At 65.0% G+C, this 12,507-nt stretch carries 11 protein-coding genes and 1 tRNA gene; 3 read left to right on the top strand and 9 right to left on the bottom strand.

The features are described 5' to 3' along the window. Positions 1–96 precede the first annotated feature (96 nt). Positions 97–558 (bottom strand): phosphohistidine phosphatase SixA, encoded by a 462-nt coding sequence (sixA, locus tag H3O04_RS08915; RefSeq protein WP_011545096.1) that lies wholly within the window; start codon positions 556–558, stop codon positions 97–99. A gap of 161 nt (positions 559–719) precedes the next feature. On the opposite strand from sixA, the gene H3O04_RS08910 reads away from it, so the two are divergent. Together H3O04_RS08910 and H3O04_RS08905 are read left to right on the top strand one after the other, a co-directional pair. Further along, positions 720–796: transfer RNA gene (locus tag H3O04_RS08910), tRNA-Pro, on the top strand. 219 nt (positions 797–1,015) lie between these two features. Then, positions 1,016–1,453, top strand: coding sequence for a hypothetical protein (locus tag H3O04_RS08905; RefSeq protein ID WP_006476329.1), 438 nt, complete (start codon positions 1,016–1,018; stop codon positions 1,451–1,453). A gap of 118 nt (positions 1,454–1,571) precedes the next feature. On the opposite strand, the gene ppx is transcribed toward H3O04_RS08905, so the two are convergent. Continuing rightward, positions 1,572–3,086 carry an exopolyphosphatase gene (gene ppx, locus H3O04_RS08900; protein WP_011545094.1) on the bottom strand — a complete coding sequence of 505 codons (1,515 nt, stop codon included), beginning with the start codon at positions 3,084–3,086 and terminating at the stop codon, positions 1,572–1,574. 282 nt (positions 3,087–3,368) lie between these two features. Here ppx and ppk1 point away from each other — a divergent pair, with 282 nt between their 5' ends. Beyond that, entirely contained in the window at positions 3,369–5,432 is a 2,064-nt protein-coding gene (ppk1, locus tag H3O04_RS08895; protein WP_202587511.1) for a polyphosphate kinase 1, read from the top strand. A gap of 89 nt (positions 5,433–5,521) precedes the next feature. Here the strand turns inward: ppk1 and phoR are convergent, their stop codons facing one another. The 7 genes from phoR to pstS form a co-directional block, all read right to left on the bottom strand. Beyond that, complete coding sequence (gene phoR / locus H3O04_RS08890; protein ID WP_006476332.1) at positions 5,522–6,841, bottom strand: phosphate regulon sensor histidine kinase PhoR; 1,320 nt, start codon at positions 6,839–6,841, stop codon at positions 5,522–5,524. A gap of 57 nt (positions 6,842–6,898) precedes the next feature. Then, positions 6,899–7,600 (bottom strand): phosphate regulon transcriptional regulator PhoB, encoded by a 702-nt coding sequence (phoB, locus tag H3O04_RS08885; RefSeq protein ID WP_006750313.1) that lies wholly within the window; start codon positions 7,598–7,600, stop codon positions 6,899–6,901. A gap of 29 nt (positions 7,601–7,629) precedes the next feature. Continuing rightward, complete coding sequence (gene phoU / locus H3O04_RS08880) at positions 7,630–8,334, bottom strand: phosphate signaling complex protein PhoU (RefSeq protein ID WP_006476334.1); 705 nt, start codon at positions 8,332–8,334, stop codon at positions 7,630–7,632. Positions 8,335–8,352: 18 nt separating this feature from the next. Continuing rightward, positions 8,353–9,201 carry a phosphate ABC transporter ATP-binding protein PstB gene (pstB, locus tag H3O04_RS08875; RefSeq protein ID WP_006490515.1) on the bottom strand — a complete coding sequence of 283 codons (849 nt, stop codon included), beginning with the start codon at positions 9,199–9,201 and terminating at the stop codon, positions 8,353–8,355. Between the two features lie 15 nt (positions 9,202–9,216). Beyond that, positions 9,217–10,110, bottom strand: a complete 894-nt coding sequence (gene pstA / locus H3O04_RS08870; protein WP_011545091.1) for a phosphate ABC transporter permease PstA — start codon at positions 10,108–10,110, stop codon at positions 9,217–9,219. Then, entirely contained in the window at positions 10,107–11,093 is a 987-nt protein-coding gene (pstC, locus tag H3O04_RS08865; protein WP_023475515.1) for a phosphate ABC transporter permease PstC, read from the bottom strand. The genes pstA and pstC overlap by 4 nt, the downstream gene beginning before the upstream one ends. A gap of 94 nt (positions 11,094–11,187) precedes the next feature. Next, positions 11,188–12,222 carry a phosphate ABC transporter substrate-binding protein PstS gene (pstS, locus tag H3O04_RS08860; RefSeq protein ID WP_023475514.1) on the bottom strand — a complete coding sequence of 345 codons (1,035 nt, stop codon included), beginning with the start codon at positions 12,220–12,222 and terminating at the stop codon, positions 11,188–11,190. Between the last annotated feature and the right edge of the window lie 285 nt (positions 12,223–12,507).

Below are 12,507 nucleotides of genomic sequence, written 5' to 3'. Positions count from 1 at the left end.
CGACCGTGTCCTTTCAATGACGTGTCGCCGAATTGACTTTAGCAGAAAGCTTGCGAAACCGTACGATCAATCCCTTCAAACCAATTCAGGCGGGCTTTACACCAGTTCCGGCGTCAAAACCGCCCGCAATACGGCCTGCCGGCTGCCGTCGCGCGTGCGGCTCGCCAGCCACACGATTCCGCCCTTCTTGATGCTCCAGTTGTCGTCGCCGCCGGCGACCAGCTGCGCGGCCACGCTGCCGAGCGTCGGCTGATGGCCGACGATCACGACCGTCGGTGCGATACCGTCCGGCCAACCGGCCGCCGCCAGCACGTCGTCGACACTGCCGCCTGGCGCGAGGGCGTCGACGGTCCGGTACTGGTCGGTCAGCGCCTCGACGGTCTGCACGGTGCGCGCCGCCGGGCTCGCGAGAATCACGGTATTCGTCTCGAGCCGGCCGCGCAGCCATTTGGCCATCGCCTGCGCATCCTTGCGGCCGCGCACGGTCAATTGGCGCGCGAGATCGCTCGTCGCGTAGTCTTCGGCTTCGGCGTGGCGCCACAGGATCAGGTTCATCATGATGTTCTCCTTGCTTCGGCGAGCGCCCGCGCGCGCATGCGTGGGGGGCGGCCGATCATCCTGTGAATTGTCGCAAATCGCGGACCGCTCGCCGCCGCGGCATTTACCCGCATATCGTGATTGACCGATGCGGCCGTTCGACGTTATTATCTTTGGCTCGTCGGAGCGTAGCGCAGCCTGGTAGCGCATCTGATTTGGGATCAGAGGGTCGTAGGTTCGAATCCTATCGCTCCGACCAAGGAATCAAGGGGTTACGGTTGAACACCGTAGCCCCTTTTTCCGTTTACGGGTGTTTTTTACCGGCCCTTGAATCGTCCGCCGTTTTCCGGGCTCGCCGCGATGCGGGCCAAGCCCGGCTCAACCGCCGCGTCGACGCACCCACGCCTCCACCACGAGGCCCGCGCACGGAACTTGCTGGAACACGCGATAATACGTGTGAAACAACCCGCAACCGCGCATGAAAAACAACGTTCTCAAGCCAGCTCTCTGCGCGTCGCTGCTCGTACTCGCGACCACCGCCGGCGCCGCGTCGGCGAAAACGCTCGACGACGCGCTCGACTGTCATTCGACCGGCCACAAGTTCGTCGCGCCGCTGCTCGCCGCCGGCGACATCCAGTCCGAGCCGATGCACGTCGAATCGAATTCGGTCAACGCGTTCCGCACGAACCGCTCGCTGACGGCCTACGGCTTCGGCGTCTACGTCGTGCTCGGTTACCAGGCGAACGATCCGATCTTCCGGCCGGGCGACGGCACGCCGATCGGCGACTGGGCCTACGGCGTCGTCGTGCGCGGCACGAAGAGCGCGGTCGAGGAAGCCGTACGCAAGGCCGGCAGCGATGCAACCGTCAAGCAGGCGTTCCCGTTCCTGACCGCGATCGTCTGCTCGTCGGATTGAGCCGACCGTCGGCACCCGCGTTGCGCGACCCCCGACGATCGTCCTGCGCCGCGCCTGACGGGTGCCTCCCCGCTATCCACCCGGCGCCCGGAGCACCTCCCGGGCCCGCTATCGCCCGTCACGCGCCGGTATAAACCACGCGATACGGGATACCGACCTTCTCCCACTCCGCCGCCTCCTGGCTGAGGCTGTAGTCGGTCAACGGGTTCTGCTCGACCCAGGCACTCGGCAGACGCACCTCGTACCCGCCCTTCTTCATCTGCGAAACGGAAATGTCTGGCAGCCCCGCATCGGTCCGGCGCCGGCACAGCAGCGCCGCGAGCCGCAGGCAGAACAGCAGCGGCCATTCGACCTCCCGCGCCTGCGAGAGCTTGCCGAGCTTGCCCGCATGGCCGAGCACGAGCGCGGCAAGCCGCGCCTGGTCGGTACGCGAAAAACCCGGCATGTCCGCGTTGCTCGCGATATAGGCCGAATGCTTGTGATACGCGCTGTGCGAGATCGACAGGCCGATCTCGTGCAATGCGGCCGCCCAGCCGAGGAACATCCGCCCTTCCTCGCGCGCTTCCTCGTCGTCTTCCTCGAGCTCGTCGTAGAAACGCGCGGCGAGCGCCCCGATCCGCTCGGCCTGTGCGCGATCGACGCCGTAGCGGCGCGTGAAACCCTCGACGGTCACCGCGCGCATGTCCTCGTGCTGGGTCCGGCCGAGCAGGTCGTACAGCACGCCGAGGCGCAGCGCGCCGTCGGTCGTGTCGACGTAGTCGACGCCCAGCTCCTCGAACACCGCCAGCATGATCGCCAGGCCGCCGGCGAGTACCGGCACGCGGTCGGGTTTCAGCGCGATCAGCTTCAGCCGGTTGACGTTCTCCGACTTGATCAGCGCGCGCTTCAGCCGCTCCAGGCCGCCGCGCGAAATGCCGTGCGTGATGCCCGGATCGTTGAAGCCGTTCGCCTCGACGAGCTCGGCGAGCGCGCGTGCGGTGCCGGACGAGCCGATCGCCTGGTCCCAGCCAGCCTTCTTGTATTCGCTCGAAATGATCTGGATCTCGCGCTTGGCCGCGAGTTCGGCCTGCCGCATCGTGTATTCGTCGACGTTGCCGGCCGGAAAGAAGGTGCGGCTATGGCTCACGCAACCGATATAGAGGCTCTCCATCACGATCGGCGTGTAGTGCGAGCCGATGATGAATTCGGTCGAGCCGCCGCCGATGTCGACGACGAGCCGCTTGCCGGCGCTCGCCGGCACCGAGTGCGCGGCGCCCGCATAGATCAGGCGCGCCTCTTCGCGGCCCGCGATCACTTCGATCGGGAACCCGAGCGCCGCCTCGGCCTCGCCGAGGAATTCGGCGGCGTTCTTCGCGACGCGCAGCGTGTTGGTCGCCACCGCGCGCACATGATCGGGATGGAAATCGCGCAGGCGCTCGCCGAACCGCTTGAGCGCCTCCCAGCCACGCTCCTGCGACGCGCGATCGAGCATCTTGTCGCTCGACAGGCCCGCGGCGAGCCGAACCGGCTCGCGCAGCGCGTCGACGGGATAGATCTGGCTGCCCGCCGGCGTTTCCTCGACGCGCCCGACGATCAGCCGGAAGCTGTTCGAGCCGAGATCCACGGCAGCCAGCAAGTGGGGAGTTGTAACCATCAGAAGGGGGCTCCGTGCGCGTTCTTCCGCAGCAGCCGTTCCTCCGGCAACCGCGGGCGATCAATCAAAGGCGACATTTTAAGCGTGGAACGCTTGCCGTTGCCACGCTTCACGGGCATGCACACTGCTCGATTCCATATAGCCGAAACATTTATGCGACGAAAGGGTTACGGCGTAGAATTTCCCGATATAAAACCATTATTGTCATCAGCACGTCATCGTACCGTGAGAGTTTCCGAGCGTCCTTTCGAATCATCGCCTGAATTACCTCCTACTCTGCCGATGTCCGTCCGTTACCCGCTTCTCAACCGTGAACTCGGCATCCTCGGTTTCAACGAGCGCGTGCTGGCCCAGGCGGCCGATCCGCAAGTCCCGTTGCTCGAGCGCCTGCGCTTCATCTGCATCACCAGCAGCAACCTCGACGAATTCTTCGAAGTCCGGATGGCCGGCCTGCAGGAGCAGATCCGCGACAACCCCGGCGCGCTGACGCCCGACGGCATGTCGCTGCAGCACGCTTACGATCTCGTCGTCGAACGCGCGCAGCGGCTCGTGCATCGACAGTACACGATGCTGCACGAAACCGTGCTGCCGGCGCTCGAACAGGAAGGCATCTACTTCCACGCGAGCGACTCGTGGAACGACGAGCAACTCGAATGGGCGCGACGCTACTTCCTCGACGAACTGCTGCCGGTGCTGACGCCGATCGGCCTCGATCCGGCCCACCCGTTCCCGCGCGTGCTGAACAAGAGCCTGAACTTCGTCGTCGAGCTCGAAGGCCGCGACGCGTTCGGCCGCCAGGCCGTGATGGGCATCGTGCAGGCGCCGCGAGCACTGCCGCGCGTCGTGCGCATGCCGCATGCGCTGTCGGGTTTCGAGCACGGCTTCGTGCTGCTGAGCTCGTTCATGCAGCGCTTCGTCGGCGAACTCTTCCCGCAACTCGTCGTGAAAAGCTGCAACCAGTTCCGCATCACGCGCAACAGCGAGCTGTTCGTCGACGAAGACGAAATCACGAACCTGCGTGTCGCGCTGCAGGGCGAACTGCCCGCGCGCCACCTCGGCAACGCGGTGCGCCTCGAAGTGTCGGCCGACACGCCGCTGCACATCGTGCGGCGCCTGCTCGAGGAAAGCGAACTCGGCGACAAGGACTGCTACCGCGTGGCCGGGTCCGTGAACCTCGTGCGCCTGATGCAGATTCCCGACCTCGTCGACCGCCCGGACCTGAAGTTCACGCCGTTCACCGCATCGACCCCCGCGGTAATCGCCAACGCGCCGACGATGTTCGACGCGATCGACGCCGGCGACATCCTGCTGCACCACCCGTACGAGAGCTTCCAGCCCGTGCTCGAACTGCTGCAGCAGGCCGCGAGAGACCCGAGCGTCGTCGCGATCAAGCAGACGATCTATCGCACCGGCACCGACTCGCCGCTGATGGACGCGCTGATGGAAGCCGCGCGCAACGGCAAGGAAGTGACCGTCGTCGTCGAGCTGCTCGCGCGCTTCGACGAGGAAACCAACATCAACTGGGCGTCGCAGCTCGAAGCCGTCGGCGCGCATGTCGTGTACGGCGTGGTCGGCCACAAGTGCCACGCGAAGATGATGCTGATCGTGCGACGCGTCGTCCAGGCCGGCAAGGCGTCGCTGCGCCGCTACGCGCATCTCGGCACCGGCAACTACCATCCGCGCACCGCACGCCTCTACACCGACTTCGGGCTGATGACGGCCGACCAGAAGATCTGCGAGGACGTGCATCACGTGTTCCAGCAACTGACCGGGATCGGCGGCGAACTGACGCTGCACGAGCTGTGGCAGTCGCCGTTCACGCTGCATCCGCGCATCATCGAGTCGATCCGCGCGGAGATCGACAATGCGCAGGCCGGCAAGCGCGCGCGCATCGTCGCGAAAATGAACGCGCTGCTGGAACCGTCGGTGATCGCCGCGCTGTACGAAGCGTCGCAGGCCGGCGTCAAGGTCGACCTGATCGTGCGCGGCGTCTGCGCGCTGAAGCCCGGTGTGCCGGGGCTGTCGGAAAACATCACGGTGCGCTCGATCGTCGGCCGCTTCCTCGAACACCACCGCATCTACTATTTCCATGCGGGCGGCGCCGAGGACGTCTATCTGTCGAGCGCCGACTGGATGGACCGCAACCTGTTCCGCCGCGTCGAAGTCGCGTTCCCGATCCGCGAGCGCAAGCTCAAGCGGCGCGTGATCGCCGAAGGGCTGTCGGTGTGCCTCGGCGACAACCAGTCGGCATGGCAGATGCACAGCGACGGCCACTATCGCCGGCGCCGCACCGGCAAGACGATCCGCAACGCCCAGCTCGGGTTGCTCGCGAAGTTCTGTTCGTGAACCGTCGGCGCGATGCAGATCGCGCCGACGCATCGCCATGAAAAAAAGCAGCCCGCGGGCTGCTTTTTCAACGCCGGAACGCTACGCGATCATGCTTCGTAAGCAGCCGGCCGGATCGCGATGACGCGCGAGCCCGGGAACCGCGCGGTGAACGTACTGCCGCGTCCTTCCTCGCTCTGCACGTACAGATGCGCATCGTGCCGCTGCAGCACGTGCTTGACGATCGCGAGCCCGAGGCCCGTGCCGCCGGTATCGCGCGAACGGCTGCGGTCGACCCGGTAGAAGCGCTCGGTGAGCCGCGGCAGGTCGGCGGCCGGAATCCCGAAGCCGCTGTCCGTGACGGAAAACACGCCCTGCGCGCCCTCGCGCCGCCACGACACGACGATCTTGCCGCCGTCCGGCGTATAGCGGATCGCGTTCGTGACGAGATTCGCGAACGCGCTGAACAACTCCGTCTGAGCCCCCGTGACGCCGAGCGTCTCGTCGATCGAGAACGCGATGTCGTGATGCCCGTTCGACAGCGTCTGCGCATCCTCCTTCAGATGATCGAACACCGCCCGCATGTCGATCGCGTGATCGACTGGCGGCTTGCTCTCGCCTTCCAGCTTCGCGAGCACCAGCAGGTCGGTCACGATGTGCCGCATGCGCGACGCCTGCTGCTCCATCATGTCGAGATAGCGCGCGCGGTCCTCCTCGTTCAGCGGCAGCTCACGCATCGTCTCCAGGAAACCCGACAGCACCGTGAGCGGCGTCTTCAGCTCGTGCGACACGTTCGCGACGAAGTCACGCCGCATCGCGTCGGTGCGTTCGAGCTCGGTGATGTCCTGCGTGAGCAGCAGCTTGCGGTTCTCGCCGTACGGAAACACCTGCACGGCCAGCACGTTCTGCCGCGAGTCGCCCATGCCGCGCATCAGCAGCGTCTCGTCGTAATGCTGCGCATTGAGGTAGCGGACGAAATCGGGATGGCGCACCAGGTTCGTGATGTGCTGGCGCAGGTCGCGCTTCGCATCGAGGCCGAAATGGACTTCGGCGATCGCGTTGCACCACTCGATCTGGTCATGGTCGTCGAGCATCGCGACACCGTTCGGCGAGGCCTGGATCGCCTGGATGAAACGCGAGTGCTGCTGTTCGACCTGCCGCACCTGCGCATGCCACTGCTTCGCGAGCTTGTGCAGCCGATAGTAGATCTCGCCCCAGATGCCCGGCGCGCTCGGCACCTCGCCGTAGACGGGCGCATCGAGCAGGCGCCACAGACGCTGCGTATGGAAGGTGCTGAAAAAGCCCTGCGCGACCAGCATCACGACCACGAACACGAGGCCCGCGGTCGGGCCGGCGAAGACGCCGACCAATACGCCGATCAGCACGAGCAGCACGAGCGACACCAGAAAGCGCGCCCAGATGATGTTCATGATTCAGCGTCCGAAAGAAGGAACGGCACGCCGCGGCACGCGGCATGCCCGAATACGTTACGCGTGCTTGGCGAGGCGGTAGCCGCTGCCGCGCACGGTTTCGATCATCGCATCGCAGCCGGCCGGTTTCAAGGCCGCGCGCAATCGTTTGATGTGCACGTCGACGGTACGCTCCTCGACGAACACGTGGTCGCCCCACACCTGGTCGAGCAGCTGCGTGCGGCTGTGCACGCGCTCCGGATGCGTCATGAAGAAATGCAGCAGGCGGAACTCGGTCGGGCCGAGATCGAGCTTGATCTCGCTGCCGTCGCCGTGCGCGGCGACGCGATGCGTGGCCGGGTCGAGGCGCAGTCCGTTGATCGACACGACGTCCTCGGTCAGCTGCGGCGCGCGGCGGCGCAGCACGGCCTTGATGCGCGCCATCAGTTCCTTCGGCGAGAACGGCTTCGTCACGTAGTCGTCCGCGCCGATTTCGAGGCCGAGCACCTTGTCCTGCTCGTCGCCGCGGGCGGTGAGCATGATGATCGGGATGTGCTTGGTCCGTTCGTTGTTGCGCAGGTCGCGCGCGAACGCGATGCCGGACTTGCCCGGCAGCATCCAGTCGAGCAGCACGAGATCGGGCAGCACGTCGCTGATCAGGTTCTGCGCCTGTTCGGCGTTGTAAGCGCGGATCGGGCAGTGACCGGCGTGCTGGAGATTCACCGAGATCAGTTCGGAAATCGCGGGCTCATCTTCAACGACGAGAATGTTGCTGGGCATCGGCACCTCTGTTCTTCCTATGGAGTCGATTAACTGTTGGCTTCGCGATCGAGCGTGTCGCGCGGCTGGTGCCGCACGTCGGTGCCCTTCACGATGTAGATGATGAATTCGGCGATGTTCTTCGCGTGGTCGCCGATCCGTTCGATCGCCTTCGCGATGAACAGGTAGTCGAGGCCGACCGAGATCGTGCGCGGATCTTCCTGCATGTACGACACGAGCTTGCGCACGAACGCGCGAAATTCCATGTCGATTTCCTTGTCGTCCTTGACGATCTGCGCGGCGGCCACCGTATCGAGGCGCGCGAACGCGTCGAGCGCGCGGCGCAGGATCGTCACGGCCATCTCGCCCGACACCTTGATCTCGGCGATGTTGACCGCACGCGCGGCCGGCTCGTCGACCAGGCGGCGCACGCGCTTGGCGATCTTCTCTGCCTCGTCGCCGGCGCGCTCGAGGTTCGTAATCGTTTTCGAAATCGACATCAAAAGACGCAGGTCACGTGCGGCAGGCTGTCTCCGCGCGATGATGTTGCCGCATTCCTGGTCGATGTCCACTTCCATCGCGTTCAGCGTTTCCTCGGCCGCGATCACCTTCTCGGCCGTATCGCGATCGAATTCGTTCAGCGCGCGCATCGCGCCGACGATCTGCGACTCCACGAGTCCGCCCATTTCCAGCACTTTCGACGACACGGCATTCAGGTCCGCGTCGAACTGGCTCGACAGATGTTTATCCGACATGGTTGTTGTTCTCCGTCATCAGCCGAAGCGGCCGGTGATGTAGTCTTCCGTTTCCTTGCGCACCGGCTTGATGAAGATCTTTTCGGTCTCGCCGAACTCGATCAGCTCGCCCAGGTACATGTAGGCCGTGTAATCCGAGCAGCGTGCGGCCTGCTGCATGTTGTGCGTGACGATCACGACCGTGTAGTCGCTCTTCAGCTCCGCGATCAGCTCTTCGATGCGGCCCGTCGAGATCGGGTCGAGCGCCGAGCACGGCTCGTCGAGCAGCAGCACTTCCGGACGGATCGCGATGCCGCGCGCGATGCACAGACGCTGCTGCTGGCCGCCCGACAGCCCGTAGCCGCTCTGGCCCAGCTTGTCCTTCACTTCGTTCCACAGCGCGGCCTTCGTGAGCGCCCACTCGACGCGGTCGTCCATTTCCGAACGCGTGAGCTTTTCGAACATCTTCACGCCGAACGCGATGTTGTCGTAGATCGACATCGGGAACGGGGTCGGCTTCTGGAACACCATGCCGATCCGCGCGCGCAGCAGCGAGATGTCGCGCTTCGTCGTCAGCAGGTTCTCGCCGTCCATCAGGATTTCGCCTTCGGCGCGCTGCTCCGGATAGAGCGCGAACATCTTGTTGAACGTGCGCAGCAGCGTCGACTTGCCGCAGCCCGACGGGCCGATGAACGCCGTCACCTTCCCTTCGGGAATGCGCAGGTTGATGTTCTTCAGCGCGTGGAACTTGTTGTAGAAGAAGTTGAGGTTGTTGACCTCGATCTTCGCGTTCAGCGGCGCGAGCGGACGGCCGTGCGCCGCGTCTTGCGTGCCGGCGGGCGCAGCGGTGCGCTCGACGGGATTCAGGTGGCTTTCTGCCATATTCATCGGATTGCTCCGCCGTTACTTTTTCGAGAAGATCGAGCGCGCCAGGACGTTCAGTCCGAGCACCCCGAGCGTAATCAGGAACACGCCCGCCCACGCGAGCGACTGCCATTCCGCGAACGGGCTCATCGCGAACTTGTAGATCGTGACCGGCAGGTTCGCCATCGGCTGGCTCATGTCCCACGAGAAGAACTGGTTCGACAGCGCGGTGAACAGCAGCGGCGCCGTTTCGCCGGCGATCCGCGCGACCGCGAGCAGTACGCCCGTCACGATCCCGCCAACCGATGCGCGCAGCGTGATCTTCAGCACCATGCGCCACTTCGGCGTGCCGAGCGCGACGGCCGCTTCGCGCAGCGCATTCGGCACGAGCTTCAGCATGTTCTCGGTCGTGCGGATCACGATCGGGATCTGCAGCAGCGCCAGTGCGATCACGCCGGCCCAGCCCGAGAAGCGCCCCGACTTCGCGACGACGATCGCGTACACGAACAGGCCGATGACGATCGACGGCGCGGACAGCAGGATGTCGTTGATGAAGCGGATCGTGCTGGCCAGCAGGTTCTTCTGCCCGTATTCGGCGAGATAGACGCCCGCGAGGATACCGATCGGCGTGCCGACCAGCGTGCCGAAGCCGCACAGCAGCAGGCTGCCGACGATCGCGTTCGCGAGGCCGCCGCCTTCGGTGTTCGGCGCCGGCGTCGATTCGGTGAACAGTTGCAGCGACAGGCCGCCGACGCCGAGATGCACCGTCGTGTAGAGAATCCACACGAGCCACAGCAGGCCGAACGCCATCGCGCCGAGCGACGCGGTGAGCGCGATCGCGTTGACGGCCTTGCGCTTGCGCTGCAGGCGGTTGCGCATCGCGTCGAGCGCGGCGCCGTCCGGCCCCGGGAAATTCATGATGGGCTCGCTCATTTCTTGCCCTCTCCCTTCTCGAGACGAAGCAGCAGCAGTTTGGAGATGGACAGCACGATGAACGTGATCACGAACAGGATCAGGCCGAGTTCCATCAGCGCCGACGTATGCAGGCCCGGCTGCGCTTCCGCGAATTCGTTCGCGAGCGCCGACGTGATGCTGTTGCCCGGCGCGAACAGCGACACGCTGTCGAGCAGGTTGGTGTTGCCGATCACGAAGGTCACGGCCATCGTTTCGCCGAGCGCGCGGCCGAGGCCGAGCATCACGCCGCCGATCACGCCGGTCTTCGTGTAGGGCAGCACGACCTTCCACATCACTTCCCAGGTCGTGCAGCCGATCCCGTATGCCGATTCCTTCAGCAGCACCGGCGTGACCTCGAACACGTCGCGCATCACCGATGCGATGTACGGGATGATCATGATCGCGAGGATCACGCCGGCCGCGAGGATGCCGATGCCGATCGGCGCGCCGGACGTCAGCGGGCCGAGCACCCACACGTCCTTGAGCAGGCGGCCGAGCGGCTTCTGGAAGTATTCGGCGAAGATCGGCGCGAACACGAGCAGACCCCACATGCCGTACACGATCGACGGAATCGCGGCGAGCAGCTCGATCGCGATGCCGAGCGGACGGCGCAGCCACACGGGCGCCAGCTCGGTGAGGAACAGTGCGATGCCGAAACTGACCGGCACTGCGATGACGAGTGCGATCAGCGACGTCACGATCGTGCCGTAGATCGGCACGAGTGCGCCGTAGATGTCCGAGTTGGGGTCCCACTCGGATTGCCACAGGAAGCCGACGCCGAACTTCTGGATGGTCGGCAACGACGCAATGATCAGGGAAACGATGATCCCGCCCAGCAGCAGCAGGGTCACGATCGCGGCCAGCCGCGCAAGGCCGCCGAACAGGACATCCCCGAGACGGCTCGGCGCGCGCTGCTGCGCGCTGTCGGGCGACCGGGAGGACGTGTATGAAATATCAGACATGGGTGCCTGCTTTTGATCGCCGGGCGCCGTAACGCCCGGCTTTACCGCACACACTGCCCGACCGGCACGGCCGGGCAGCGAACCGCTGGATGGCTTACTCGGCGGCGACCGGCTTGCCCGAAGCGTCCGTCACCTTCGTCTTCCACTGCTTGCGGATTTCCGTCTCGACCGTCGCCGGCAGCGAGATGTAGTCGAGGCTGTCGGCAGCCTTCTCGCCGTTCTTGAACGCCCAGCTGAAGAACTTCAGCGTTTCCGCGCCCTGCTCCGGCTTGTCCTGCTTCGCGTGCAGCAGCACGAACGTCGCGCCGACGACCGGCCACGCTTCCTTGCCCGGCTGGTTCGTCAGGATCTGGTAGAACGACTTCGACCAGTTCGCGCCTGCCGCTGCGGCCTTGAACGTTTCCGTCTTCGGCTCGACCACCGTGCCCGTCGAATTCTTCAGCGCAGTGTAGGTCATGTTGTTCTTCTTCGCGTACGCCCACTCGACGTAGCCGATCGCGCCCGGCAGGCGCTGCACGAAGGCCGCGACGCCGTCGTTGCCCTTGCCGCCCGTGCCCGTCGGCCAGTTGACCGTCGTGCCTTCGCCGATCTTCGACTTCCACTCGTCGTTGACCTTCGACAGGTAATTCGTCCAGATGAAGCTCGTGCCCGAGCCGTCAGCGCGGCGGACCACGGCGATGTCCGTATCCGGCAGCTTGAGCTTCGGGTTCAGCGCGGCGATCGCCGGGTCGTTCCACTTCTTGATCTTGCCGAGGTAGATGTCGCCGAGCACCGGGCCCGACAGCGTCAGTTCGCCGGCCTTCACGCCCGGCACGTTGACGACCGGCACCACGCCGCCGACCACCGTCGGGAACTGGAACAGGCCTTCCTTCGCGAGTTCTTCATCCTTCAGCGGAGCGTCCGAACCGGCAAAATCGACCGTCTTCGCGACGATCTGCTTCAGGCCGCCCGACGAGCCGATGCCCTGGTAGTTGACCTTCGAACCGCCGGACTGCTGGTAGTCCGCAGCCCATTTCGTATAGATCGGCATCGCGAACGTGCTACCTGCGCCCGTGATGTCGGCAGCGTGGGCGGCGACGGCGAAAAGCGCGCCAGCCAGGCCGGCAATCGCGGTTTGCATCAATTTCATGAGACCTCCAGTGTGTGAGCGGATGACTACGGCACCGCGAAGGTTAGGGGCTGCTCATGACGGTAATGTGACAATCGATGAAACTGGCGTGACAGTAACATGACTGGTTGAAAGGGAATATCGGGCGGCGCGTCGGGACGACGGAGCGGCGGTGGCGGCAAGAATTGCCTGGCGCGGAGGGATGGGGACGACGCCTGTCTTCGAGGGCGTGCTGACGCATCGTAGCGCAGCGTCAGCCGGGCGGGAAGCCTGTTTCGCGGTCGCTGAAATCGTGGGGTCGGATAC

It is taken from the genome of Burkholderia sp. KCJ3K979, from assembly GCF_016759955.1.
In the GTDB taxonomy this organism is placed as follows: domain Bacteria; phylum Pseudomonadota; class Gammaproteobacteria; order Burkholderiales; family Burkholderiaceae; genus Burkholderia; species Burkholderia orbicola.
Note: the sequence above shows the minus strand (reverse complement) of the source record. Positions and strands in the feature narration are given on the sequence as shown.